The sequence below is a fragment of the Streptomyces sp. NPDC085946 genome, assembly GCF_044540485.1.
Classification (GTDB): Bacteria; Actinomycetota; Actinomycetes; order Streptomycetales; family Streptomycetaceae; genus Streptomyces.
Window position 1 is genome coordinate 36,764 of record NZ_JBITSF010000030.1, and the last position, 23,809, is coordinate 60,572.

At 69.0% G+C, this 23,809-nt stretch carries 23 protein-coding genes and 3 pseudogenes; 16 read left to right on the forward strand and 10 right to left on the reverse strand.

Annotation, left to right across the window (positions count from 1 at the left end; genetic code table 11):
* Window positions 1–405 precede the first annotated feature (405 nt).
* Window positions 406–780 carry a hypothetical protein gene (locus ACIF8T_RS35565; RefSeq protein WP_400040992.1) on the reverse strand — a complete coding sequence of 125 codons (375 nt, stop codon included), beginning with the start codon at window positions 778–780 and terminating at the stop codon, window positions 406–408.
* A gap of 25 nt (window positions 781–805) precedes the next feature.
* Here ACIF8T_RS35565 and ACIF8T_RS35570 point away from each other — a divergent pair, with 25 nt between their 5' ends.
* Complete coding sequence (locus ACIF8T_RS35570) at window positions 806–1,189, forward strand: hypothetical protein (RefSeq protein ID WP_400040994.1); 384 nt, start codon at window positions 806–808, stop codon at window positions 1,187–1,189.
* A gap of 212 nt (window positions 1,190–1,401) precedes the next feature.
* Here ACIF8T_RS35570 and ACIF8T_RS35575 read toward each other — a convergent pair.
* The 3 genes and pseudogenes from ACIF8T_RS35575 to ACIF8T_RS35585 form a co-directional block, all read right to left on the reverse strand.
* A pseudogene (locus tag ACIF8T_RS35575) lies at window positions 1,402–1,550 on the reverse strand (IS5/IS1182 family transposase); the annotation flags it as partial.
* A gap of 240 nt (window positions 1,551–1,790) precedes the next feature.
* Window positions 1,791–2,333, reverse strand: coding sequence for a GNAT family N-acetyltransferase (locus tag ACIF8T_RS35580; RefSeq protein WP_400040995.1), 543 nt, complete (start codon window positions 2,331–2,333; stop codon window positions 1,791–1,793).
* Window positions 2,318–3,571, reverse strand: coding sequence for a helix-turn-helix domain-containing protein (locus ACIF8T_RS35585; protein WP_400040997.1), 1,254 nt, complete (start codon window positions 3,569–3,571; stop codon window positions 2,318–2,320). Before ACIF8T_RS35585 ends, ACIF8T_RS35580 begins: the two co-directional genes overlap by 16 nt.
* A 233-nt stretch (window positions 3,572–3,804) precedes the next feature.
* On the opposite strand from ACIF8T_RS35585, the gene ACIF8T_RS35590 reads away from it, so the two are divergent.
* From ACIF8T_RS35590 to ACIF8T_RS35660, 15 genes and pseudogenes are all read left to right on the forward strand, one after another.
* Window positions 3,805–4,305 (forward strand): ATP-binding protein, encoded by a 501-nt coding sequence (locus ACIF8T_RS35590; RefSeq protein WP_400040999.1) that lies wholly within the window; start codon window positions 3,805–3,807, stop codon window positions 4,303–4,305.
* Window positions 4,302–4,718, forward strand: coding sequence for a DUF6415 family natural product biosynthesis protein (locus ACIF8T_RS35595; protein WP_400041001.1), 417 nt, complete (start codon window positions 4,302–4,304; stop codon window positions 4,716–4,718). The genes ACIF8T_RS35590 and ACIF8T_RS35595 overlap by 4 nt, the downstream gene beginning before the upstream one ends.
* A gap of 381 nt (window positions 4,719–5,099) precedes the next feature.
* Window positions 5,100–6,056 (forward strand): hypothetical protein, encoded by a 957-nt coding sequence (locus ACIF8T_RS35600; RefSeq protein WP_400041003.1) that lies wholly within the window; start codon window positions 5,100–5,102, stop codon window positions 6,054–6,056.
* Between the two features lie 128 nt (window positions 6,057–6,184).
* Entirely contained in the window at window positions 6,185–8,020 is a 1,836-nt protein-coding gene (locus ACIF8T_RS35605) for a glycoside hydrolase family 15 protein (protein WP_400041058.1), read from the forward strand.
* Window positions 8,021–8,186: 166 nt separating this feature from the next.
* Window positions 8,187–9,518: a histidine kinase gene (locus ACIF8T_RS35610; RefSeq protein ID WP_400041005.1), complete on the forward strand. Its 1,332-nt coding sequence runs from the start codon at window positions 8,187–8,189 to the stop codon at window positions 9,516–9,518.
* On the forward strand, window positions 9,511–9,939 hold the full coding sequence (locus ACIF8T_RS35615; RefSeq protein WP_400041006.1) for a roadblock/LC7 domain-containing protein: 429 nt from the start codon (window positions 9,511–9,513) through the stop codon (window positions 9,937–9,939). The genes ACIF8T_RS35610 and ACIF8T_RS35615 overlap by 8 nt, the downstream gene beginning before the upstream one ends.
* Window positions 9,940–9,965: 26 nt before the next feature.
* The gene (locus ACIF8T_RS35620) at window positions 9,966–10,292 is read left to right on the forward strand and encodes a DUF742 domain-containing protein (protein WP_400041008.1); all 327 of its coding nucleotides are present in this window, start codon (window positions 9,966–9,968) and stop codon (window positions 10,290–10,292) included.
* Window positions 10,273–10,872 carry a GTP-binding protein gene (locus ACIF8T_RS35625; RefSeq protein WP_400041010.1) on the forward strand — a complete coding sequence of 200 codons (600 nt, stop codon included), beginning with the start codon at window positions 10,273–10,275 and terminating at the stop codon, window positions 10,870–10,872. Before ACIF8T_RS35620 ends, ACIF8T_RS35625 begins: the two co-directional genes overlap by 20 nt.
* Window positions 10,869–12,119, forward strand: coding sequence for a cytochrome P450 (locus ACIF8T_RS35630; RefSeq protein ID WP_400041011.1), 1,251 nt, complete (start codon window positions 10,869–10,871; stop codon window positions 12,117–12,119). Before ACIF8T_RS35625 ends, ACIF8T_RS35630 begins: the two co-directional genes overlap by 4 nt.
* Window positions 12,116–13,351 (forward strand): cytochrome P450, encoded by a 1,236-nt coding sequence (locus tag ACIF8T_RS35635; protein ID WP_400041012.1) that lies wholly within the window; start codon window positions 12,116–12,118, stop codon window positions 13,349–13,351. The genes ACIF8T_RS35630 and ACIF8T_RS35635 overlap by 4 nt, the downstream gene beginning before the upstream one ends.
* A gap of 107 nt (window positions 13,352–13,458) precedes the next feature.
* Window positions 13,459–14,019 (forward strand): hypothetical protein, encoded by a 561-nt coding sequence (locus ACIF8T_RS35640; protein WP_400041014.1) that lies wholly within the window; start codon window positions 13,459–13,461, stop codon window positions 14,017–14,019.
* Between the two features lie 148 nt (window positions 14,020–14,167).
* Window positions 14,168–14,875 carry a hypothetical protein gene (locus tag ACIF8T_RS35645; protein WP_400041016.1) on the forward strand — a complete coding sequence of 236 codons (708 nt, stop codon included), beginning with the start codon at window positions 14,168–14,170 and terminating at the stop codon, window positions 14,873–14,875.
* A 90-nt stretch (window positions 14,876–14,965) separates the two neighbouring features.
* Window positions 14,966–16,171 carry a GntR family transcriptional regulator gene (locus ACIF8T_RS35650; RefSeq protein ID WP_400041018.1) on the forward strand — a complete coding sequence of 402 codons (1,206 nt, stop codon included), beginning with the start codon at window positions 14,966–14,968 and terminating at the stop codon, window positions 16,169–16,171.
* Window positions 16,172–16,419: 248 nt separating this feature from the next.
* A pseudogene (locus ACIF8T_RS35655) lies at window positions 16,420–16,800 on the forward strand (hypothetical protein); the annotation flags it as partial.
* 208 nt (window positions 16,801–17,008) lie between these two features.
* Entirely contained in the window at window positions 17,009–17,476 is a 468-nt protein-coding gene (locus tag ACIF8T_RS35660) for a hypothetical protein (RefSeq protein ID WP_400041020.1), read from the forward strand.
* Window positions 17,477–17,566: 90 nt separating this feature from the next.
* Here the strand turns inward: ACIF8T_RS35660 and ACIF8T_RS35665 are convergent.
* The 6 genes and pseudogenes from ACIF8T_RS35665 to ACIF8T_RS35690 all read right to left on the reverse strand — a co-directional run bounded on the left by ACIF8T_RS35665 (window position 17,567) and on the right by ACIF8T_RS35690 (window position 23,803).
* Window positions 17,567–18,179, reverse strand: a pseudogene (locus ACIF8T_RS35665) (RpiB/LacA/LacB family sugar-phosphate isomerase).
* A gap of 193 nt (window positions 18,180–18,372) precedes the next feature.
* A complete protein-coding gene (locus ACIF8T_RS35670) occupies window positions 18,373–19,530 on the reverse strand; it encodes a DegT/DnrJ/EryC1/StrS family aminotransferase (RefSeq protein ID WP_400041022.1) in 1,158 nt (385 codons plus the stop codon).
* Window positions 19,527–20,585, reverse strand: a complete 1,059-nt coding sequence (locus ACIF8T_RS35675) for an NAD-dependent epimerase/dehydratase family protein (protein WP_400041023.1) — start codon at window positions 20,583–20,585, stop codon at window positions 19,527–19,529. The genes ACIF8T_RS35670 and ACIF8T_RS35675 overlap by 4 nt, the downstream gene beginning before the upstream one ends.
* 34 nt (window positions 20,586–20,619) lie before the next feature.
* On the reverse strand, window positions 20,620–22,008 hold the full coding sequence (locus ACIF8T_RS35680; protein WP_400041025.1) for a hypothetical protein: 1,389 nt from the start codon (window positions 22,006–22,008) through the stop codon (window positions 20,620–20,622).
* Between the two features lie 12 nt (window positions 22,009–22,020).
* Window positions 22,021–22,698, reverse strand: coding sequence for a hypothetical protein (locus ACIF8T_RS35685; RefSeq protein WP_400041026.1), 678 nt, complete (start codon window positions 22,696–22,698; stop codon window positions 22,021–22,023).
* 100 nt (window positions 22,699–22,798) lie between these two features.
* The gene (locus ACIF8T_RS35690; RefSeq protein ID WP_400041028.1) at window positions 22,799–23,803 is read right to left on the reverse strand and encodes a Gfo/Idh/MocA family protein; all 1,005 of its coding nucleotides are present in this window, start codon (window positions 23,801–23,803) and stop codon (window positions 22,799–22,801) included.
* Between the last annotated feature and the right edge of the window lie 6 nt (window positions 23,804–23,809).

Consider the following 23,809-nt stretch of genomic DNA (forward strand, 5'->3'; position numbering starts at 1 on the left):
GGGACTCCTCGGGCCCGCCCGACGCCGGCCGCCTGTCCTTCGTGTGGTCGGTCGGCGCGTCTGGACCCGGCGTGGGGTGGTGACCTTGCCGTGGGGGAACACGAGTCGGGCAGTTCGTCTCCGCGCCGGAAGTTGTTCCTGTCCGACGGCTCAGGCCGAGGAGGACTTCCAGGTCGCCGGGCAGGGGGCTATGCGGCCAGCGACAGCTCCTCCAGCAGCTCGTCCATGGCGACGACGCGGAAGGATCCGAGCCGGCGGACGAGCTGCGATGCCAAGGCCGTGCGCACGTTCGGGTGGTTGGCAGCAGGGCGCAGTCCGACCGCGCGATGACGTGCGCCTGGTTCCGCGCGTTAAGGCCGTAGACCACTCCGCTCACTCCATACAGAGGGCTCGGGGCGAGGAAGATCATGGGGTTCTTCTCGAGGTGGGGCAGAGCGCGGCGGCGCGAGCGTGCTTGATACACATCGGAGACTGGTTGGTGACGATCATGGATGCCTTTGGGTCCTGGTCACGCGGGTCGGCGGAGAAGATGAAGCTCAGCGGGGTTCGCGCGGGTTCCGCGCATACCTGGCAATGGAGTTTCGCCATCATGACCATCTGCCGGTAAGGGTGCATCTGCTTCCGCTGCAGCTCGCCCGTCGGCATGCGGCGGTTGTCCACGGGGTTGAACCCTCGCCGCGTCCACAGGATGCCCCGCATCGGCCGGTCCCTTGGATCCTCGTCGGCGTAGTAGAGCCGAGGCCCGGAGGAATGCGGGTAGATGATCAGGTTGTCCGGCACGGCGTCCTTACCCTTCCGTTGCGTGATGAAGGGCACCAAACTCGGCTCGGTCGGGATGCGCACGTTCTTCTCTCTCAACGGTCGAGGCAGCGGGGAAAATGGGGACTTCCTCGCCCGGTACCGCGAGGCGGGGTATCCGCAGCCGGCCGGCTGGTACGGGCCCTATGCCTACGACGCGGCCTGGAGCCTCATCGAGGCCGTGAAGTCCCTCGTGAAGGCCAACGGCGGCACCCTGCCCCGGAACGCCCGCGCGCAGATGCCCCGGGCCGTGGCCCGGCTCGCCTTCGACGGAGTCACGGGCCGCGTCGCCTTCGACGGCTACGGCGACACCGGCAACCGGCGCCTGACGGTGCTCTCGGTGGACGCCGGCCGGTGGGCCACCGTGACCAGCGGCCCCGCCGCTCCTTGACACCCGCCGACCGAAGTGCTGGTACGGGGGCCGGGTGGTACGTGTCCCCGTCGCTGGCCCTGCCCTTTCCCGGACTGCTCATGGGCACGGCCCAGGGAGAATAGTGCCCACTCCCGCTCTCTGCGGACGTCCCACATGTGCGAGCCGCGTGGGGATGAGACTGGCTTCGCACGAGTCTCGCGACAGCACTTGTGCACGAGTGGACGGCAGTTCGTGCGCTCGACCTCGTTGCGGCGCTTGCACATCTGCCAGTCGAAACCAACCAGCCAGCCTCCCATGCTGCCGCGGCGCCGACGGTGGGCCCGCTGGCCCTCGGCTCGGGAATGGTGTGCTTGACGTAGCAGTGATTGCGGCGGGAACTGAGCACTGACATCGCCTCCCTGCATCTCGACTCGTACGGCATCGCGAACCGCCTGCGGTCCCTGCGCCTGCCGACCACCTGGTACTCCGCCGATCAGTCAAGATCACCGAATCCGCTGGCCAAAGCATCTTTGGGCAGCTTCGGACCACCAGCCGCTGACCATCGGGTAGTTCAGCACAGCAACCGCTCTCCCCTGCCAGCATTGGGGAGGGCCAGCTGGTGGTTATACCACCGCCCCTTTCAGGCCCGTAGGTCTTTCAACATGACCGCGTACAGCGGGGAATCGGCGAACGGTTGCTGCTGTCCCACCTTGCGGTAGCCCCACGACTCGTAGAGCTTCTGCACCTTCGGGTGCGTCACGTCGACCAGGAGTACGGCAAGGTCTTCGCTGCGCTCCTTCAGCAGCGCGTCATGCAGTTGGGCGGAGACGCCTTGCTTCCGCCATTGCGGGCGCACCATGACCTCGGAGACGGCGTAGGTGGAGGTGTAGCCGTTGTTTGGCTGGTAGTCGGTGGAGCGCCACCACTCTCGGCCCGGCTGGAGCGGGGCGCCGTAGGCGAAACCTGTCGGCTCCTCACCGTCGAAGGCCACGACGCAGGTGAAGCCGTTCATGCTGGACCAGTGGTCCACGAACCACGGGAACCTCTGGTTGAACTCATCGTCCATGGCCTCGGCGTAGGCATCAGCGTGTACGTTGATCAGCAGTTCTTTGAAGCCGTCCGGGAGGTTCCCCTGACGGTAGTGCCGCAGGTCGATCACGCTGCTGGTCACGCTCGACTCCATTCCTCTCGCATGCGGTCTGCCCAGTCACGGGCGTAGGACGTAGATGGCGCCAATTGGAAGAGATCCCGATGGAAGTCGCCGATCAGGGTGCGCATCCGTCCGGGCAGGGGAGTGCCGTCCATGATCGTGAAGACTTTAGAAGCTGTCTGGGTGGCTTGCTCGGGCTCCCCTTGGCGGAGCTGGGCAAGTGCGAGTTGGCAGATGGCAAGAGCACGGTTGCGACGGAACTTGAGCGGAATCGTGGCCAGGGCCCGGTGCGCCATGGCCTCGGCGTAGGCATGTTGGCCGTTGTAGTTGAAGATGATGGCCGCAAGGTGGTTCAGCTCAGCCGGGCCGTAGAAGGCCGTCCATCGAGGCCGCTCGTCTTCAGCGGCCCTGTGGAAGGTTTCCTGTGCGGCGCCGAGCGACCGCTGTGCCGCTTTGCCGTCTCCCATGCATGCGTGAGCCAAGGCGACACGGACGCGCCCCATGGAGCTGAAAAATGGGTCTCTCCGCGCGGCTGCGGACGCTTCAGCTGCCTGTGCTGCCGCGAGCTGCTCGGCCCAGTTCTTGCGCTGGTAGGCGAGCATCGCCATGTTGATCCACACTCGCATTCCCGTGGGCGGGTCCTGCGAGAGGCCGGCGAAGGTCGAGGACTCGTGAAGGTGCCTTTGGGCTGTGTCGAGGTCGCGCAAGTCGATGTGTGCCCAGGCCGCAATGGTGGTGAACTCGGCTGCAAGTGCGTACAGGACGCGGCGTACGCGTTCGCTAGAGGACTTCTGCTGGAGGGCCAGTACCCGAGCCCGTTTTTCTAGCGCAGTGGAGGCCAAAGACGTGTGTCCGCCCTGACGGTCGTCTGCCTCGATGAGCTGGTTCATATCGGCGGCGATGCGCGCTACGTCGGTCATCCCGACTGATTTGGGCGTCTTGATGACTGGGGCGGCGGCGGCAGCCGTTCCAGTAGTTGAGACGATGAAATCGCGACGCCGCACGGGTCCCTCCGGAGGGTGTTGCATGGAGCGTGGTGCGCTGAACCCTAGGTTCTCCACAGGGCAGCCGAACACACGCTCCAGAGCGGCGCAAGTACGGCCGATGGGCCGCTTGCTCTGCCCGTTCAGCAGGTTGCGGACTGTCCGCGACGAGACGTCCCCCGGCCGCCCTGTGATGTCCAGCAGTGCTTTGTTGAGCTGACCTGCTAACTCCTCCTGTGTAAGCCCGAGTTCCTGCATCCGGCTCTGAAGGATGCGGTTCGTTCCCATGTACCGAAGGTAGCCCTGCGGTCACCGTCGCGACTAGAGGTCAGGTAATAGGCAAGCAAAGTTTTCCGGTCGATGGTCGCACTGAAAACTGAAAGGCTTCCTGTTGCAAGCCTGCACGGCCTCGTTAACTGGTCATCGGCCACCGGGCTAATGACTGGCTCGGCGGTATGGAGGACCGCCCGCCTCTGTCTCCCCAGTCAGGGGCGGGTGTCCACGCCGGAGGGGGTGATCTCGTGACCTTGACCATCGCTACACCACACGCGATCGGCAGGCCCGGCTACACCGCGCTCCTGCCGTGCCAACCCAAATCCGTGCGCCGTGCCCGGGCGTTCGTCTCCAGCGTTCTTGCGACCTGGGGCATAGGCGACCTGGTCGACGACGGGGAGGTCGTCGTGTCGGAGCTGTTGACGAATGCGCTCGACCACACCACGTGCCCCATGGCGAGAGTCGTGATCGAGCAGTGTTCGGACGGTGTCATCCGGATCGAGGTCGCTGACAGCTCGCATGCGCAGCCGCAGGTACAGAAAGACGACGTTGCCACAGAAAGCGGCCGCGGTCTGTTGCTAGTCGCTGCACTGAGCTGGCGATGGGGCTGCGACGAACACGACTGGGGCAAAAGCACCTGGGCTGAATTGAAGGTGCTGGCCAAAGCGTCCTCCGCCAATGATCTCAGTTCCGACCTCGGAGAACGTTCGATGACCATGCCGATTCGTTGCCCCGGTGTCCACCCATGACCGCCCCCAGCACCATCCAGCGCTTTTTTTCGCTCCCGGCTGCCGAGGAATCCGGCCTTCGACCGCTCCATGCTCGAAAGGGGCTCTACCAGTGGGAGCCCTTCGACGGCAATGCCGTGCTCAACGACGTCGCGAACGCCCTGGACAACGTCGTGCTGGCCGAGGAGGACATCGAGCAGTTCACCCAGCGGCTCCCCAGCCACCTCATGGGGATGGTGACCATAGGCATCGCTGGTGAAGCAGAGCGAGACGCGGCCGCAGCACAGCTCATCGCGCAGGTTCGGGCACTGAGCGACCAGGACGTCCTCGGTGACCACCAGGCGGCCGTCGGGCACCTGCGTCGGATGGCGTGGACCGTCAACGAGCTCTTTGACCGGCTCGTCGCGAAGAAGTGCCTGAGGGCGGCGGCATGAACCTGTACAACACGCCTGCCCACCAAGACCGACCTCTGCCCCGACCACCGCGGCGGATGCTCTGTACGACGCGCTTGGCCGGGCCCGATCCCGCATGCGGACGGCACGCGTGCCGCACCCGCAGGCCCGCCGTGAGGTGTGCCGTGCGTAGGGCTTTATCGAAGGGCCGCTGGCTGCCGACCTGGCGTCCGAGCCGCAGCCACGTCCGAATCACCGTTTTCATCGTCGCGATGCTCACTGTGACCTACGCCGGATCTGTGCCGAGGCAGTGATGACCATTACCGGCCGGCTCATCCGCCCAATAGCGCGACCCAGCACATACGCGCGCCTCGCTGACTCCCACGCCTCTACCGCCCCCGCCGTGCCCGGAGAACCCCCAACATGATCGCACTACCCACCACCTACATCGGCGAGCTCACCGGGAACGACGCGTTCAACGTGAACCCGATCAGCAAAGAGCCTTTCGTCAGCTACGTGAAAGAACCCGCCTACAACCCGGATGATCCGCAAAGCGGTCGGGCCCTGGTCGACTACCACCTCCGTGACCTGGGGCTCGGCGAGGTATGGCAGGCCAAAAACTCCGGCCTCGGACTCCGCGCTGCCACGTGTGCGACGCGTGAGGGAATCGGGGTCTGCCGGGCTTTCGTCCTCACCGAGGCGGCGTGGCCCAAGGGCGCAGACTTGTGCGTCACGGTGGAGTGGTGGCCGGATGCCGCGCTGCGCCGGGACTGCGTGAGGGGCACGCTTCCGGCCGGTGCCGAAGAGCACTGGCGCGAGCGGATCGCCGCGACAGCGCAGGCCCTGGAGTCCCGCGGGTTCGTCGTAGAGCCCAGCCGGGTGCGGTGCTCGCCCCGCTTTCACCCGAGCGCTGAGTTTCTCGTTTACCGGACAGCCGCGGGGACGCCCTTGATGCGGGTGCCGGCGGACACGGCCTGTGGGCTGCCGGAGCCCATCCCGCCGCATTACCGGCAGCAGAGCTGGTACCCCGAGCAGTCACCATGCGACCTCGTACGAGGCGCCCTGCGCGAGGCCGGACTCGGCGACTACGGAAATACAGCCGGTGAGGTCGTCGTCCGCAGCATCACCCAGACCGTGTGGCCGCCCGAGGCAGATCGCTGCGCCTGGCTGATCTGGCGGCCGGCCGCCAGGTTCACGCGCGATCCAGACACCGGCGTCCTTCCCTCCGGGGCGGAGGACCACTGGCGCAAAAGCCTGGCTCGGCTGCACCAGGCACTGAACACCGCCGGGCTCAAGTGCCGGCGACGCGACCGCCCCTTGTCACCGGCCACAGACGACGAGGTCCACTTCCTCGTCTTCCGCACCCGTCTCTTGCCCTAGCTACCACTGCTTCACCAAGGACCTACACCATGTACCAGCACTCCCCCGCCCGCTCGACAACTGACGTCTTCGCCATCGACGCGGCCGCACCGCTCATTCCCTCACCCCGCGCCCCCTTGGACGGACGTATGCGGCAGGTGGGACGAATCGAGGACCAAGCCCTCCTCGGCGACATGCGCACGGGCGCGCTCGTTGACCGCGACGGCAGCATCACCTGGCTGTGCCCGGAGCGATTCGACGGACCCGCTGTGTTCACCAGCCTGCTCGGGACCGAGGAACACGGGCTGTGGCGACTGGGCCCCGCGATGCCGAACGGCACCGCGCCCATGGCGGACCGCCGCCGCTACATGGACGGAACGCTGATCCTCGAGTCCACGTGGATCACCCCCGCCGGAACGGTCCAGATCCTCGACTTCATGCCCCCTACAGATGAGGGCTCGCAAGTGGTCCGCATCGTGCGCGGTATCAGCGGCCAGGTCCCGATGCGCTCCTTACTCAGGGCCCGCCCCGGCTATGGGCTGCACGTGCCGCAGCTCGACATCTGCGGCCACCGCGCCAGCGCCGACCTCACAACGGGACGCCTGTGGCTCGACACCACCGCCCCCACCCGCACCGTCGATGGCGATCTACGCTCAGAGTTCATCGTGTCCGAGGGCGAACAGGTGGCATTCACCCTGTCGTGGCAGCACGGCCGCAGCCTCACCCCGCCACTCCCGGACCCCGCCCAGCTGCTCGCACAGACCCGGGATTTCTGGCGCGCCTGGATCGCCCAGTCCACCTATGAGGGGCCCTGTCGGAAGGCTGTCGAGCGGTCGCTGATCACCCTGAAGGCGCTGACCTACGCGCCGACCGGCGCCGTCGTAGCGGCACTGACGACTTCGCTTCCCGAGGAGATCGCAGGGGTACGGAACTGGGACTACCGGTACTGCTGGCTGCGGGACTCCGCGTTCATCATCGAGACATTCCTGCTCTGCGGCTACGTGGAGGAGGCCCGGGCCTGGATCAACTGGCTCCGCACCGTCATCGACGGGCACCCCGAGGACCTGCAGATCATGTACGGGGTCGGCGGTGAGCGGGAGCTCACCGAGACCGAACTCGACTGGCTGCCCGGCTACAGAAATTCGGCCCCGGTCCGTATCGGCAACGGCGCAGCGGGTCAGCTCCAGCTGGACGTGTACGGCGAGATCGTCAGCGTCCTGTACGAGGCGCAGCTGCGCGACCCCGCGCTCGCGCCGGTCGTGGCACAGCTCGTCACCGACCTGGTCACCGCCCTGGAGGGCCTTTGGGACCAGCCCGACGAGGGCATCTGGGAGATCCGCGGACCCCGCCAGCACTTCGTGCACTCCAAGATGATGGCCTGGGTCGCGTTCGACCGAGCAGTCAAGCTCATCGAAGCCGGCGTGACTGAGGGCCCGCTGGAGAGGTGGCGTGAGCTGCGCGACGCGGTTCACCGGCAGGTATGCAAGTACGGATACGACGCGGAACGCAACACCTTCACCCAGTCCTATGGCTCCGCAGAGCTCGACGCTTCCCTCTTGCACGCTCTCCTGGCCGGCTTCCTGCCACCGCAGGACAAGCGGTACGCCGGAACGGTCGAGGCGATCCAGCGGGAATTGTCCATCGCGGGCGGCTTCCTGCATCGCTACCCCACCCACGGAAAGCAGCCGGGTGTCGACGGCTTGGCCGGTGACGAGGGTGCCTTCCTCATCTGCTCGGGCTGGATGGTGGCCACGCTCGCCGCGCTCGGCCGCATCGACGAGGCCGAAATCCTCCTCGACGGCCTGCTCGGGGCCAGCAGCGACCTCGGGCTGCTCGCCGAGGAGTGGGACCCCTACCACCAGCGGCAGCTCGGAAACCTGCCGCAGGGCTTCTCCCACCTGGCAGTGATCCTCGCCGGCCACGCCCTTGCTGCGGCCCGGGACGCTTCCCAGCACCGGAACCTGCTAGCGGTGATCGAGAAATGACACCGAACGCGCCGGCTGTCATACATCGACCAATGCGCGGCGTCGGTACCTCGCCGCATCGGCCGGCCTGCGCTCCGCCCTGCCCAGCACGCGCCGTCCACGACGTTCCCTCTGCCGCCCGCGCCTGTGCAGCGGCTTCGGCCCCCACTTTGTGCAAGGACACCACGTGCTCGACCTCTACGTGACCGCAACAGCCTTACTCAGTGCGGGACTGATCGCTTCATCGGCGGGACTCATCGTGCAGACCCGCCGTGTGCGGGCCGAGACCGCGAAAATCAAACCCCTGGAAGAGCGGCGGGGCGCCGCACATGCGTACGCCACCGCGGTGGAAGCAGAGGTGCTGCACTTCGCCGAGGTGACGATGCCCGCCCTGGTGGACATCATCGCCCGCGGGTACCGCGGCGTGCCGATGCCCGGCCTCCACCAGGAGCAGCTCGCCGACACCGCCGTCGACCATGCGCACCAGGCCATAAGGCGGCTGCTGCAAGAAGCCGTCACCGTCACGCGCGAGCAGATCGGGCGCGCGGCACGCTCGTCGGTGCGGGACATCATCGACGAGGCACAGACCCGTCTGCACCGCTGTCAGATGACCGTCATCCAGGAGATGGACCGCCACCCCGACGGCACCGCCTACCACCAGAGCCTGATGAACTTCGATCACCTGGTCACCCAGGCTCTGCACACACTCCAGCGCACACGGATCCTGACCGGCTCGTGGCCCGGTCTGCAGCGCGCAGACTGCACCATCCGCGAGGTCGTGGAATCGGCCCGGGGACGGATCAACGACTACCTACGGGTGACCTATACCTACGAGCCGGACACCGGAGAGACCTGGCTGGAAGGGCGCGCCGTCGAGCCGGTCACCATCGCCCTCACGGAACTGCTGTCCAACGCCACCGCGTACTCCGACGGCACAGTCTTCGTTCAGGTGCAGGCCTTCCAGAGCGGATACTGCATCGTCGTCGACGACGGCGGCCTGAACATGAACACGTTCCAGCGCGCAGAGGCCACACGGCAGCTCGCGCAGCACGAGGTGCTCGACGTCACCACCGTGCAGGACACACGTCACCTCGGGTTCGCGGTCATCGGCCGCCTCGCCGCCGAGTACGGCTTCACCGCCGACATCTCCAGCACCTCCCCCTACGGCGGTGTACGGGCCGTGCTGCGCATCCCGCGGAGCCTCTTCGGCCTCGGCCCGATCGAGGAGGAGATCCAGGCCGAACGGCATGCGGCCCTGGCCCTCGCCACCAAGGCAACCGTCACCGATGAATCTCCCGCCTACGCCGGGGATGTCCGCACCCCGCCCGCCCAGCAGACCGGCCCTGGAGGTCTGCCGCAGCGGCGTCGACGCACAGCCCGCCCCGCGGCGCCCGCCTACGAGAGCACGCCCGCGCCGGCAGACGACCCTGATGCGTTCGCCGCCGGCCTCGCCCACCTGGGGCAAACCATCCACGACAGCGAGATGCACACCACCGAAGGAAATCAGCCCCATGCCTGAGCAGCAGCCCACCGCCGACACCCACAACATGACCTGGGTCCTCAACCGGCTCACGCAGGAGAAGGACGTTTTGAACGCTGTTCTTCTCTCCTCCGACGGTCTGGCGCTGGCCTGTTCCGACGGGCTTGACCGTGACGTGGTCGACCGCACCAGTGCCAGTGTCTCGAGCCTGTTCTCCCTGGGACGCAGCCTCGCCGAGTTCGCCCACGCGCCCGAAGCCGAAATCCCCCGCAAGATCATTCTCGACCTGCCCGACCGCTGCGTCCTGGTCTTCGGCGCCGGACACCACACCGTGCTCGCCGTCTCGATCAGCGCGGAGATGACCCAACCCGAGGTGGCGGTCGCCTCCGCGGCGACCATCAAGGCCATCCGGGGCCTGGAACCCGCGCTGTCCACGCGCGCACGGGCCAAGACCCCGTGACGCCCCGTGGACGACGGCGTGCCGGGATGGTGCGGCCCTACACCCCCACCGGGGGCAGGGCCGCGCCCACCCGCCGCACCTTGGACCTGGCCACGCTCCTCATCGCCGATCCGGACAAACCCCTGGCCGGGCTGGACGCCCACTCCCACCGGCTGATGCTGCACTGCCTGCCCGGCGTGCTGTCGCTGGCCGAAGTCAGCGCCGACCTGCAGCTTCCGGCCGCCGTGACCAAGGTCCTCGTCGCCTCCCTCGTCGACAGCGGCCACCTCGTCAGCCGCAGCCCCGTCCCCGCCGCTCAGCAAAACGACAGACAGCTGCTGGAGAGGATTCTCGATGCGCTCCACCAACTCTGAGGGCCGCTACCTGTCGCCCGGGGTGGACCAGTCACTGAAGGTCGTCGTGCTCGGGCCGTTCGGCGTCGGCAAGACGACCCTCGTCCGCGCGGTCTCCGAGATCAGGCCGACCTCGACCGAGGAACGCATGACGAAGGCCGGCGAGGCGGTCGACACCCTGCAAGGCCTGTCGGACAAGACCACCACCACGGTCGCGCTCGACTTCGGCCGCCTCACCCTGACCGACGACCTTGTGCTCTACCTGTTCGGCGGCCCCGGCCAAACCAGATTCAGCTTCATGATCGACGAGCTGATGCAGGGCGCGCTGGGCGGCGTGGTCCTGGTCGACACGGCGCGCATCACCGAGTCCTGGGACGCCATGGAGCGCATGGAGGAAGCCGGCCTGCCCTATGCCGTCGCGGTCAACACCTTTGCCGCCTCACCGCGCTACGGCGAAGCCGAACTACGCCGGGCCCTGGACCTGGACCCGTCCACTCCCCTGGTCGAGTGCGACGTCCGGTACAGGGAGTCGGCGAAGACGGTACTGATCGCGCTCGTCTCCCACCTGCTGTCCCGCCTCAGCCTGGAGCCCGCTTCATGACCATGCCACTCCCGCTCTCCGCCCGCGGCTGCCCCGTGCTGCACGGCGCCGTCTTCGCCGCCCAGCCCAACGCCGTCTACGACCAGCTACGCGCCCAGGGGCCGGCCGGCTGGGCCGAGATTGCGCCCAACGTGCACGCCCTGGTGGTCACCCAGCACCGCGCCGCCATCACCCTGCTCAACGACACCCGCACCTACTCCAAGGACTCCCGTCTGTGGGCTGACCTGGCCAACGGCAAGGCCCCTCAGGACAGTCCGGTGCTGGGCATGATGGCTTTCCGTCCCTCCGTCCTCTACACCGATGGCGACGAGCACGCCCGCCTGCGTCAGGCCATGGATGACTGCATCGCCCGGATCGACCCCCACCTGCTCCGGGAGATCACCCGGCGCAGCGCGCTGACGCTGATTGCCCGCGTCATCGGCGAAGGCCGGGCCGACCTGATGAGCGACTTCGCTGATGTGGTGCCCATGCTCGTCTTCGCCGAGCTCCTGGGATGTCCTGCCGAGATGACCAGCCGCATGGTGCGCGCCTGCCAGGACCTCATCAGCGCCGGCCCCGAAGCGGCCCAGGGCGCGGCAGACTTCGCCGGGCTGCTGTTCGAACTCATCCAGCTGCGCCGCGCCCGGCCCGGCCAGGACCTCACATCCTGGATGATCAACCATGCGGCGAAACTGAGCGACGAAGAGGCACTCAACCAGCTCTTCTGCGCCGTCGGAGCCGGCATCATCCCCGTGGCCGCGTGCACCGCCTGGACCTTGCATCTGCTGCTGCGCGACGACGACTATGCCGGCCACCTCGCCGCCGGTACTCTCACCGTGCGCCGAGCTATGGAACAGGCGTTGTGGCAGCGGTCCCCGATGGCGAACTTCTCCGTCCACTACGCCCGCCACGACACCCACCTGCATGGCGTGTACATCCCGGCCCGGGTCCCGGTTCTCATCTCTCACGCCGCCGCGAACACCGACCCGGCCCTGCCCAAGAACCTCGGCTACGACAACCGCAGTCATCTGGCCTGGTCGGCCGGTCCGCACCGTTGCCCCGCCATCTCCCAGGCCACCACGATTGTGCAAACCAGTGTCGAGACCGTCCTGGACCAGCTCTGGGACATGGAACTGACCAGCCCCGACCCGGAACCGCTTTTGCGTCACGGCCCCTTCCACCAGTGCCCGCAGACGCTGCCCGTCAAGTTCCGACCCAAATCTTCAGACCGCCTTCCCGTCAACGCGCTCGCAGGAGGCTCTTCGTGACCAGCACCCCCGCTCAGCCCTCGCCCGTGACCCTCGACAGCAACGGCGGCCGCCGCCTGTTCGCCCAAGCCGACGAGCTCCGCGCCGCCGGCCCCGCGGTCCGCGTCCGCATGCCGGACAACGTCATCGCCTGGGCCGTCACCCGCGGCGACGTCGCCAAACTGCTCCTGACCCACCCCCACGTGTCCAAGGACGCCCGCAAATCCTGGCCCACGCACACCCCCGGCTCCATCCCCTGGCTGTACGCCTGGGTGGATGTCGTATCGATGTTCACCTCCGACGGGGACGACCACAGGCGGCTGCGCCAACTGGTCGGCCGAGCGTTTACCCCCGGGCGGGTCGAAGCGATGCGCCCGGTCCTCCAGACCATCGTCACCGACCTCCTGGATAACTTGGACCGCCAGGACCACACCGGCCCCGTCGACCTGCGCGCCCACTTCTCCTACCAGATCCCCACGCGTCTGATCTGTGACCTCTTCGGCGTTCCCTCAGATCAGCGGCCCGAGATGCTCCGTGTCATCGACTCCGTCCTCGCCACGGACGCCACCGCACAAGAAGCCGAAGCCACCAAGCACGACCTGGGCGCGGCCATGCAGAAGCTCATCGACGTCAAGCGGACCACCCCGGGCGATGACATGACCAGCCTCTTACTGGCCGCCCACGAGGACAACGGCGACCGGCTCAGCCACACCGAGCTGATCTCCACCCTGATCCTGATGATCGGCGCCGGCAGCGAAACCGCCGTCGCCCTCATCAACGCCGCCGTCCGCGAACTCCTCACCCACCCCGACCAGCTGGCGGCCGTGCTCGCCGATCCGGCGCGCTGGAGCGATGCCATCGAAGAGGCGCTGCGACTGCATCCGCCGATCATGTACCTGCCGCTGCGCTACGCCACCGCGGACATCGACCTCGGTGAGGGCGTCACCATCCAGAAAGGCAACGCGATCATCATCGGCTTCGGTGCCCACGGCCGTGACCCGGGCATCCACCAGGACCCGGACGTCTTCCGCATCGACAGGGCCGACAAGCAGCACCTGGCGTTCGGCCACGGCGTCCACTACTGCCTGGGAGCCCCGCTGGCCAGGCTCGAAGCCGAGGTTGCCCTGCCTGCCCTGTTCGACCGGTTCCCCCGGATCGCGATGGCCTGCGCCCCCGAGGACCTCCAAGCGCAGCGGTCCTTCATCGGCAACGACATCACCGCACTGCCTGTCGCGCTGGGCACCTCGGCCTAGCCACAGACGAGGTCCGCCTCGCACACCAGCCGCCTGAGCTGAACCCCGGGCCACACAGGCCCGGGCCCCATCTCTCCGCTTCATGAGCACGAACAGGGACCACTGCAGTGTCCACCTCACCGCCCTACCGCATGACCGTTGGGCACCCCCGACTCGCCGACGAACTGGCCACCTGGGGCCAGCGTCCCGCCCTACGCCCGCACACCGATGCTCTCACCGACCTTCTCAACCACCGTGGCGAAATTCTCACGCTGTCCGCAGACGGCCGGCTTATCGCAGCCTTTTACCTGGTGCGCGATCCACTGCTCGCCATCTGGGAGGAGTCGAAGCGCACCGAACCCAGCCTCATGCTGTGCCACCTTGTGAAGTCCCCAGAGGCTTCTGCCGAGCGGATCCTGCAGCTAGTCACCATGTGGGCGACAGACTTCGCCGCCCGGTCGGAAGCACAGTGGGTCCGCGGGGAGCTTCCGCTCCCGGCCGACGGCTTCAGCAACCGCCTGCTGATCGCGGCAGGACGCAACGGGTGGGGACATGAGAAGACCGTCCGCGCTTCGGACGGTCAGTTGGCCCTGATGCAGTGCAAGGCCGAACCGCGTCCAGGTCTGTCTCTCTTCCTTGGTTGTGAGGTGCCGGACTCCCCAGTGGTCCGAAAGGCGGTGCGTCCATGAACGCCGGTAAGTCCGCATCCTCCGTGTGCAAACCGGACTGCCACGCCCTCACCCTGCCCTCACCCCCGGCCCCACCGCCGCATGAACCGTCGCGTGCTGGTGGCGTCACCATCTCTCTCTTGATCAACGCATCTGAGGAAGCGACACCATGAACTCCTCCGTGGCAAAAGCCGCACACTCGCCGCAGCCGGCCGCACCGTTGCAGCAGTTTCTCGAGGATGCTCTGCAGGACGCCCGCTTTGCCGCACGGATAGATACTGCAGGTGACGAGAGCGCCCTGAACGTCACGCTCCTCAGCAGTAAGACGCCTTTCGACCGCACGGTCGAGGCAGCGGATGCCTGGCTTGCCAGGGCCGGCATCGAGGCCACCGCCGCGCTCAACACCGGTTACGACATTGTCCTCACCCTGCGTACGCAGGCATCCGTGCACCAGCTCATCACCGTCCTGCTGGATCCGCACATCCGCGCTCACACCACCGCGACCCAGCTGGCCGACCTGCTGGAAAGCCACTGCCTGTTCAGCGACGTCACGGTGCACGACACGCACACCATCGAAATCGTCCTGCCCGACGACAACCTGCGCGCGGCCGTCGGCTTTGCGGCGCTGCTCGGTTCGCCCGGAATCGATGGCGGCCTCGCCTTGCATCGTCCCCGCGGAATGCGCCGTCTGGCCGAACGGATCCAATGGCTCCTCAGCGGTGTCGTCGCCTCCACGGTCCGTGTGACAGCGGTTCCCGGATGCGCTCACGCCGCCGACCAGCTCACCATCCGCATGAGCATCGACCAGACGCGCCGCTTGGCCCAGCGCCTCGCCAGGGAAACGCCCCAGCCACGCCCCGACCTCACCGTCGCCTGAAGTCCCCTGTGCGCGGCGTCCCGTGAAGGCAGCAAGCCGCGCACGGGACCTTGGCGGCCCCAAACCTTAGCCTCTTGCTTTCGGAGCAGCATGACCACGTCAGCCAGCACTCGCAGTGCCCCCCGGGTCGAGCATTCGGAGCGCACACCGCGATATCGCCAGCTGCTGAGCACATCCCTCACCTTGAAAGCCAGCCGGTTCACCGGCCAGACCGCTGCGGGGATCGACCGCGACCGCGAGGCGATCTGGAATGCGGTGGAGCCCTGGCTGTGGCTGGCAGAGCAGCGGTTGGACGAAGCGACGCGGTCACCCTCGCAGCAGGCGCACTGGCGCGGAATGATCAACGCCGTTCGCCGCCCCAGCAGCAATTGCCTGCCCCGGCCCGATTTCGTGATGTTTCTTGGTGCCGCACGCCGTCTGCTGCATGCTCTGATGGAGGCCGAGCGGCCCGGTCCGGATGTGAGTGACGTCGCCGATCAGGTGCGGCACGCCCTCGTCAGCGGCATGTACCCGCCCGGGAGCAAGCTGGGGGCAAACCGCATCGCGCGGGAAGCCGGCGCTCCCGTCGGGCGCGTCGATCTGGCACTGCAGGATCTCCAGCGCGAAGGGCTCGTCACCATCAGCCCTGGCAAGCAGGTCCGGGCAGTCGGCAATGGCATGCCGAAGGACCGTCCCCAGCAGATCGCTGCCTGGCTGCGTTTCCTCATCCAGTCAGGCGTCTACCCGCCAGGGTCAACCCTGCCCCGCGTGCGGCCCCTGGCACGAAGCCTGGTGTCCTCCAATGCAGCCGCTGCCAGCGCCCTTCGTCTGCTGGCAGATCAGCAGGTGTTACTGGCCAGTCGCGGCCAGGGCCCCGTCGTGCACCCCGCTCCGCCCTTCCCCGTAGCCGCTCCGCCCGACCTGGGTGATCTTGTCCGAGAACTGGATCGCCGTGCCGTTCCCGGCGTGCAGCCGACCGGCCAGCACGTGCTGGCGGCGTGCGACCAGACACACGCCTGGTGGTGGAGCCGCACCATGCCACCCCCCGACAAGGCCGACGAGGCCGTCGGCATTTTGGTCACCGCCGGGACGCACCTCGTTTCGCAAGCGGCACGCCGACACCAGGCGGACTGCGACGTGCAGACCAAACTCCGGCAGATGGCCGTCACCGTGCTTGCGCAGCGCCCCTCGGCAAGGTGGGAGCACATCTGGCGCGCGGCCTGCCTGGGCGCCCTCGTCCGCGACCTCCTGAGCCAGGCCGGGGCCACCAAGCACGGGCGCCGCACCGCCGGCACGAAAGAGCAGGTGAGCTCATGAACGAGCCCCACCAGCCCGCCCCGCGCTACCCCGCTCTCGCGGAGGACCTGCTGGGCCGCGCGCAGCGCGCCAAGGCGCACTGGCGCACACCCGGCGCCGAACGCCTCGGCATGACATCGGACGGGCTCGCGGCCCTCGCCCAGACCCAGCACGACAACGCCGCCGGCCTGAAGCGGATCGTCGCCCGGCTCGGGCAGTGGCCGGGCCGGAGCACCATGGGGGCGGACGCCCGCCAGGCCGCCGACCGCATGGACGCCGCCCGCGCGCCGCTCGAACGGGGCCGCGCTCTACGCCAGATCCTTGGCACTGAGGCCACGGGCCCGCACGAACAGCGCACCTACGCCCGCGCGGTCGCCCTCAGCGACACCGCCCTCGGGCAGGTGGCCATCAGCCTCGGTGACACTGCCGGAGCCATCACCCGACTCACGTCCGCGCGTGCGACACTCCTGGACATCCAGGACGCCTTCGACGCGGCCCGCGCCCTGGCCTGGCTCGCACGCGCACACGCCCTGTCCGGCGACCTCGACGCCGCCGAACGTGAAGGATGGCAGGCCGTGACCGAGTGCACCGCGGTCCGCTCTCCTCGTTGGACGGCCCGCAGCCTCGAACTCCTCGGTCGCACCCTGGCCGAGGCCGGTCACCGCGACCAGGCCCGCGCCGCGTTCGAGCAGTCGCTCCAGATCTACACGGACCTCAACCCGCGCGACGCCGACCGCGTACGCCGGCAGCTCCCAGGCGACTCCATAACCCACAACAGCTTGCTTACCGGCCGCGTCGCGAGCGGCCGGGTCCTCGCCGTCACCCGCATCACCCGCCGAATCACGGAGGTACCTGCACATGACCCAGCGGAGTGTTCCCGTCATCACCCCGCTCACCGCCACCGAGCGAAGGGTCCTCGAACAGATCTCCCTCGGTCATGCGCCGGCGGTCGGCTCCTCGAACCTGAAGATGGCGCGAGGCACCTTCAATGGCCACTCCACCCAGATCGGCCACAAGATGCAGGTCAGAAAGCCCACGCTCAAAGTACAGATGGGCTTCGTCTCCGGCGAACTGCCTCTTCCTGAACCCTTGACAGCGCCTGCGCCGTTCGACGAGCAGGAACGGCTGCTGTGGCAGGCTCACGCTCTACACCACACGGCCGCCGCCATCGCCAAGCACGCCCGGATCGACCAGTTCGATCTCGCTGGCGCCACTACTCGCCTCATTGCTAAGGCGGGTGCGGACAACGAGACGCACCTGATCCGCCTCGGTCACGCCTACGGAGTCCTCACCACCACCGACGTACCCACGCCGTCACCGACCTGACTCGGCATCCCGGTCCGTGAGAGCGTGGGTGGCCGCGTCAAGGAGGAGTCGAAGTCCTTCACTGGTCTGCGGTGCGTTGGTGCGCGGAGCTCAGCTGGCGAGGGAGTCGGCGACCGCGAACGCGGCGGCGGCTGGCACGTGGCAGTAGCGGTTGACGGCCAGGATGCCGGCCGCTTCCATTTCGGCAACGACGGCCTCCTCTGCCGTGTACTGCCGCACTTCAGAGGCGCTCTCCCGGTACAGCGCGTCGGTGGTCCAAGTCCGTCCCCGACGGGCGGCGGCGCCGAGGGAGGCGGGGGCGAAGGTGTGGTTCAGCCACTGGCCGGTCAGGTCCCGGGCCAGGGCGAGCCCGACGACTCCGGCGCCCAGGCACAGGACCTGGGCGTCGTTGTGGGTCACCGCGTGCTCCACGCTCAGCGAGTCGTGGGCGGTGACCGCGCACGCCGCGGACCTTGTTGGCGGCGATGGCCATGCCCAGCCCGGTGTGGCAGATGAGCAGGGCCCGGTCCGCGTGCCCGCTGGCAATGAGTTGGGCGGCGGCGAAGGCGATGTCCGGATAGGCCGGCGTCTCCTCGCCGAGGCCTACCTGGACCACGGATCCGACGCGCAGGTGGGTCGCGATGTGGCCGGACAGGGTGTGGGCGTAGGCGGCGCCGGCCCGGTCGCCGACGACGACGCGCAGGCTTTCGGGGCTTTCGGGCATGGGTGATCTCCTGGACGGCATACGGGAAGAGGCCGGGGCGCGGTGTTCTGCGGCGGTTTCACGATGGGCGAGGCGCCGGTCGGCCGGAAGGCAGTCGGGTGGTGCTTCAGCGGTGCGGCCCGGAGCACCGGCGGAGCACCGCCTCAGACCGTGGTGCTCCGCCGGTGCTCCGGGTACTCTGTGCGCCCGCCGGTCAGCTCCACAGCTCCCAGACGGCGTGGATGACGCGTTCGACGTCCTGGTCGGTCATCGCCGGGTAGCACGGGAGGGACAGCTGGCAGGCGGCGGCGGTCTCGGTGACCGGCAGCGGCCGGTGGGTCATGTCCCGGTAAGGGCCCAGGAGGTGTACGGGCTTGAAGTGGACGCTGGTGGAAATCTGGTGGCGCTCCAGCAGCGCGGCGGCGAGTTGGTCGCGGTCTAGGGGCGCGGCGTCGGGGTCGATGAGGACGGCGTAGAGGAACCAGCCGTGCTCAACCCCAGGCAGGACGACAGGTGTTGCCAGGCCGGGCAGGTGGGCGAAGGCGCTGGTGTAGGCGGCGGCGATGTCGGCGCGGCGCCGGGTGAACTCCTCCAGCCGGTCGTACTGGACGACGGCGAGGGCGGCGGTGACGTCGGACATGACGTACTTCAGGCCGGGGCCGGTGACCTCGTAGTCGGCGGTGTTGCGTTTGCCGTGCCGCTGCCAGGCGGAGGAGTCGATGCCGTGCCGGCCCAGCAGCCGGGCCTTATGGACGAGTTCACCGCGGCCGACGAGCAGGCCGCCTTCACCGCCGGCGGCGACCTTGTTGGCGTAGAAGCTGAACGTCGACAGGTCGGCGGCGCTGCCGGCGGGCAGGCCGTCGCGGCTGGCATGCAGGGAGTGGGCAGCGTCCTCGATCAGCAGCAGGCCGTGGCGGTCGGCGAGCCGGCGGAAGGCGCGCATGTCGCACATCTGGCCGCCGTAGTGCATGACGGCGATGGCCCGGGTGAGCGGGGTGATCGCGGCCTCGACCGCCTCCGGGGTGACGGTAAGCGTGGTGGGGGCGACGTCGACGAACACCGGGTTCGCGCTGACCTGGCGGATGGCGTTCGGGGCGGCGCAGAAGGTCAGGCTCGGGGTGATGACCTCGTCGCCGGCGCCAATGTCGGCGGCGAGGAAGGCGAGGTGGAGGGCGGCGGTGCAGGAAGTAACGGCGAAGGCGTCCTGGACGTCCAGGCGCTCGCGCACGGCGTGCTCCAGGCGGGTGGCCTTGGGGCCGTGGGTCAGCCAGCCGGAGCGGAGCGTGTCGACGACGCTGGCGATCTCGGCCTCGCCGATCAGCGGCCGGTTCCATGGCAGCGGGTCGGTCGCCGGTACGGGGGTCTGGTTCATCGCGGGCTCCAGGTGGCGTCGGTGTAGTCGACGTGCAGGCGGGCGCAGTCGCCGCTGCCGAGCGCGCGGATGCGGCCCTGGGCCAGGGAGTGCTTGAGGCCGGCGAGGTTGTCGTACTCGGGCAGGTCGGGGTCCTCGAGCTCCTTGGACTCCACGGCGACGGCGACCTCGCGCACGCCGTGGGCCAGGGGGGTGGGGCAGGCGCCGGGGAAGGCGGCGGCCAGGCGGGCGAAGCTGGTGTGGTAGTCCCGGGCGTCCGCTTCGTCGCGCTCGGGCCCGGCGTCGATGCGGGTTCCAGGGACGGCCTGCTCCACGACGGCGGCGATCTGAGCGATGGTGTAGTTTTCCTCCTCGGCGCCCACGTTGAAGATCCGGTGGCCGGCCGGGGTGGCGAGGACCTTGGCGAGGACGTCGGCGACATCCGCGACGTGGACGAGGGGGCGGCGCTGGCCGCCACCGTTGAGGGGGATGCGCCCGGTGGCGACGGCCTGGGCGGTCATGCGGTTGGCGACGGAGTCCAGGCGCTGGCGCGGGGAGCGTCCGTGAACGGTGGCCAGCCGCAGCACGCTCAGCGCCCGGTCCTCCAGCAGGCCGGTCAGGGTGCGTTCGGCCAGGACCTTGGTGCGGGCGTAGATGCCGAGCGGGTTGGGTGCGGTGTCCTCGTCGACGGTGCCAGCGTGGCGGCCGTAGACGCTGCAGGAGGAGAAGAAGACGTAGTGCTCGACGCCGGCGGCGCGGGCCGCCTCGGCGGCCAGGACGGGCGAGGCGTAGTTGAGCTCGACGGCCAGGACTTCGTCGAGGGCGCAGGCGGGCTCGCCGACCAGCCCGCCGAGGTGGACGACGGCGTCGGCGCCGGTGGCCGCCCGGCGCAACGCGTCCGCATCCCGCAGATCGGCGTTCACGAAGGTGCTCGTCGGCGGCAGGAGACGGGCGGGGTCGTCGCCGCGGCTGTAGATCAGGCCGTCGACGACGGTGACGTGGTGGCCCAGTTCGGTCAGGTGACGGGTGGCGACGGTGCCCAGGTAGCCGGCGCCGCCGAGCAGGACGATACGCATCAGGTGCTCCTCGTGGAGAGTGGGAAGGGGGTGGTCAGGCGGCGGAGGTTGCGCCGACCAGAGCCGGGTGCGTGGACGGGCCGGCCGGGGGCGCGGGCGGGCCGGGGAAGGCCGCGCGGCCCAGGGCGGTGCCGCGCAGGTCGGCCAGGCGCGGGACGGGCAGGAGGTTGAGCTGTTCGGTGGGGTGCAGCAGCCCGCGTTCGCAGGTCTCGGCCACCCACGCGGTGCACCAGGCTCGGGGGAAGGCGAGGTTGAGGCCGAGCTCGCCCTTGGGTAGCACGCCGTTGAAGGGGACGGCGATGTTCTGGTTGTTCCAGTACGCGTACACGGAGGTCGCCTTGGCCTGTTCGAACACCGGGAAGAGCGCCGGGTAGCGGGGCAGGGCCCGCATTTCGCGGAAGACGAGCTGTCCGGCCAGGTGCGGCGCCATGGTGGCCAGGGTGTCGAAGTCGGTGCCCGCGTGCCGGAAGGACACCGCGCCCGCGTCGCGGTCCGGGCCGAGTGCGGCGCAGGCGAACAGGTGCGGCAGGCGCTGGCGTACGTAGGCGTCGGCGCCCAGAGTGAGCGCGGGGTCGATCCGGTCGATCAGCTCGGTGAGCTGGGCGCGGTCGGGGTTGAACAGGGCCAGGTCGAACAGGCGGCCCATCGTCTTGACGGCGGCGAACGCGAGCTCCTTGTAGAGGTGGTTGTTCATCTCCCCGGCGAACGCGTAGGCCTTGGTCTCGGGACTGGTGGAGTGCAGCAGGAGGTACTCGGACAGGACCTCGAAGTACAGGTAGCCCAGGAACGGCATGTGCGGGACGGTCGCGGCCAGCTGGTGGAAGAACGCGGTCGTGGAGGCGGTGTGCTCGCCGCGGGCGTCGGCGAGCAGCAGGTCCAGGAAGCCGGAGGCCCCGCGTAGCCTTGCCACGGCGCTCTGCCGGAGGTGGTCGTCCTCGCCCGCGGTCAGGAATCCGCGGTGGGTCAGGTAGGTGTCCAGGTGGATGCCGCCGAGGTGGAGGTAGTTCAGGCCCTTGGGCGGCGCGGGTGCTTCGGGGCGGACCTCGAAGACGAGGGTCTTGGTGTCGGGTTTGGTCCGCAGCAGGTAGGTGCCGAGGTTGTGCGGGCGCAGTCCGTCGGGGGTGGCGGTGAGCGGGGCGCAGTACAGGGCGCCGACCAGGCAGCCGCCGGAGCCGTGGAGTTCGCCGGTGGCCCGGATGGCGTCCAGGTAGGGCGTGGTGTGCATCAGGTGGACGGGCCGGCCGCTGGTGAGGGAGGCGAGCATCTGGTTGGTGCCGGGGTGCAGCAGGTGTCCGTTCGGGGCGCCGCGGTGGATGGCGAGCCAGTCATCGGTGCTCTCGGCGAGCCCGCGGGGGCCGGGGAGTGCGGGGCGGGAGGCGTAGTCGGTGTGGACGGGGTCCCAGGCGGCGTACACGAGGGTCATCCCCCTTCTCTTCTATCGGGTCAGGGCGGTCAGGGCGTCGGTGAGCGCGTCGCGGTGTCCGGCGCCGTTAAGACGGGCTTGCTCGCTGTGGACGACCAGGCCGTGTGCGAGGGGCGGCAGCCAGTCGGGGACCGCCACGCGCAGGTGGATGAGGTTGGGCCACCAGCGCTCCAGCGGCAGGCGGTAGCGGTCCAGGCAGTCGGCGGCCTTGAGCAGGTCGGTCAGGTGCGGGGCCCGCTGGTAGGCGGTGTGCTGGGCGGGGGTGAAGGCGTCGTAGGGCAGGTTGCGCACGGCGATCGCCGAGGCCGCCTCTTCACGCAGGGCCCGGGGCACGTCCTGTCCCAGGGCGGGAAGGACGTGCTCGGCGTGCTCGGTGAACCAGTCGGCCGCGCGCCGTCCGTGCTCGGGGTCGGCGCGGTCGTCGTGGCGGCGGCAGTCGTGGAGGGCGGCCGCGGTCCACAGCGCGGCGGTGTGCGGCCCGTCGAGCTTGTGGGCGCGCGCGAGGAGGAAGGCGAGGACACTGGTGCGGGCCCCGTGGCTGATGCCGTGCAGGCCTTCGGCCTGCACGGGGCTGGTGAACCACGCAGGGTCGGGGGTCAGCACGGGAATGTCGTCCGCCGCGAGGCGGGGGGTGTCGGCGGCCGGTGGGGGCGGGTTGCCGGCGATCCAGTCGAGGGTGGCGGCGTCCATCCTCTGGTGGTCCGGCAACTTCCGGGCGGCGGCCAACTCGCGCAGTGAGCACGGTGGTTGCACGGGCAGCACAGGATGTCTTCCCTCCGAGGGTGGACGGTCAGGTGAGGGCGAGCTCGCGGGCGGTCACCGCGGTGGCCCGTCCGGAGCCCGCCGCCGTCAGCAGCGCCTCGGTCGCCGCCACGGCGTGCGCGCCCTCGGCCAGGGTCACCAGACCGCGGGGGCCCGCTCCGAGGAGGGCGTCGCGCATCAGCCGGTGCTCGACGGTGAAGGGGGGCTCCTGCTCGGGCAGCGTGATCAGCCGGGCCTCGCCCCCCTGGACGCCGGGGAAGGACCCCGCTGCGGTCGGGAAAGCGGTGTTGGGGTGGTGGGTGAGGGTGCCTGCGACGGTGTCGGCGGTCAGAACCCCCGCCACGGTGTGAACCTGGACCTTGCGGTGCTTGAACGGGGTGATCCAGTCGGCGTGGTGGTGGGCAAGGACCCCGCCACGCAGGAGCGTGATGGCGGTGGCCGTGTCCTCGTACGGGCCGGCCAGCGTGCGGGTGGCGGCGGTGACCGACTCGATGGGCTCCCCGGCGAGCCAGGAGACCAGGTCGATGTCGTGGACCAGCAGGTCCAGGGCGACGCCGACGTCCAGGATGCGGCCGGAGTAGGGGCCCTGGCGTCGGGTTTCCATCTGCCACAGTTCACCGAAGTCCCCGCCGTGAAGGAGCCGGGCGAGTTCGGCCAGCGGCGCCTGGTGGCGTTCGGTGTGCCCGACGGCGGCGAAGGTCCCGGTGCGGGCGAAGGCGTCGTGGATGCGGCGGGCCGCCGCGCCGGTGGGCGCCAGCGGCTTCTCGATCAGCGCGGGTACGCCGGCCGCAGCGAGGGCCAGGGCGTAGTGCTCGTGGGTCGCGCTCGGAGTGGCGATGACGCAGTAGTCCAGCTCCAGGCGCAGCATCTCCTCCACGCCGCTGTACAGGGGGATGTCGGGGAAGGCGGTGTGCTTGGCGGGATCGAGGTCGCTGACGGCGACCAGGTCGACGTCGGGCAGAGCAGCCATCGTGCGGGCGTGGACGGTGCCCGCCCAGCCCAGGCCCACCACACCGGTACGCAGCTTCGTCACGGGGCT

What these genes read in the sequence shown, in the direction of transcription:
- ACIF8T_RS35620 (WP_400041008.1), top strand. Translation starts at nt 9,966, where the DNA reads ATGGTGCGGCCCTACACCCCCACCGGGGGCAGGGCCGCGCCCACCCGC.
- ACIF8T_RS35670 (WP_400041022.1), bottom strand. Translation starts at nt 19,530, where the DNA reads ATGAACCAGACCCCCGTACCGGCGACCGACCCGCTGCCATGGAACCGG.
- ACIF8T_RS35645 (WP_400041016.1), top strand. Translation starts at nt 14,168, where the DNA reads ATGAACTCCTCCGTGGCAAAAGCCGCACACTCGCCGCAGCCGGCCGCA.
- ACIF8T_RS35675 (WP_400041023.1), bottom strand. Translation starts at nt 20,585, where the DNA reads ATGCGTATCGTCCTGCTCGGCGGCGCCGGCTACCTGGGCACCGTCGCC.
- ACIF8T_RS35570 (WP_400040994.1), top strand. Translation starts at nt 806, where the DNA reads ATGAAGGGCACCAAACTCGGCTCGGTCGGGATGCGCACGTTCTTCTCT.
- ACIF8T_RS35660 (WP_400041020.1), top strand. Translation starts at nt 17,009, where the DNA reads ATGACCCAGCGGAGTGTTCCCGTCATCACCCCGCTCACCGCCACCGAG.
- ACIF8T_RS35600 (WP_400041003.1), top strand. Translation starts at nt 5,100, where the DNA reads ATGATCGCACTACCCACCACCTACATCGGCGAGCTCACCGGGAACGAC.
- ACIF8T_RS35650 (WP_400041018.1), top strand. Translation starts at nt 14,966, where the DNA reads ATGACCACGTCAGCCAGCACTCGCAGTGCCCCCCGGGTCGAGCATTCG.
- ACIF8T_RS35595 (WP_400041001.1), top strand. Translation starts at nt 4,302, where the DNA reads ATGACCGCCCCCAGCACCATCCAGCGCTTTTTTTCGCTCCCGGCTGCC.
- ACIF8T_RS35585 (WP_400040997.1), bottom strand. Translation starts at nt 3,571, where the DNA reads ATGGGAACGAACCGCATCCTTCAGAGCCGGATGCAGGAACTCGGGCTT.
- ACIF8T_RS35685 (WP_400041026.1), bottom strand. Translation starts at nt 22,698, where the DNA reads ATGGACGCCGCCACCCTCGACTGGATCGCCGGCAACCCGCCCCCACCG.
- ACIF8T_RS35625 (WP_400041010.1), top strand. Translation starts at nt 10,273, where the DNA reads ATGCGCTCCACCAACTCTGAGGGCCGCTACCTGTCGCCCGGGGTGGAC.
- ACIF8T_RS35680 (WP_400041025.1), bottom strand. Translation starts at nt 22,008, where the DNA reads ATGACCCTCGTGTACGCCGCCTGGGACCCCGTCCACACCGACTACGCC.
- ACIF8T_RS35615 (WP_400041006.1), top strand. Translation starts at nt 9,511, where the DNA reads ATGCCTGAGCAGCAGCCCACCGCCGACACCCACAACATGACCTGGGTC.
- ACIF8T_RS35605 (WP_400041058.1), top strand. Translation starts at nt 6,185, where the DNA reads ATGCGGCAGGTGGGACGAATCGAGGACCAAGCCCTCCTCGGCGACATG.
- ACIF8T_RS35630 (WP_400041011.1), top strand. Translation starts at nt 10,869, where the DNA reads ATGACCATGCCACTCCCGCTCTCCGCCCGCGGCTGCCCCGTGCTGCAC.
- ACIF8T_RS35580 (WP_400040995.1), bottom strand. Translation starts at nt 2,333, where the DNA reads ATGGAGTCGAGCGTGACCAGCAGCGTGATCGACCTGCGGCACTACCGT.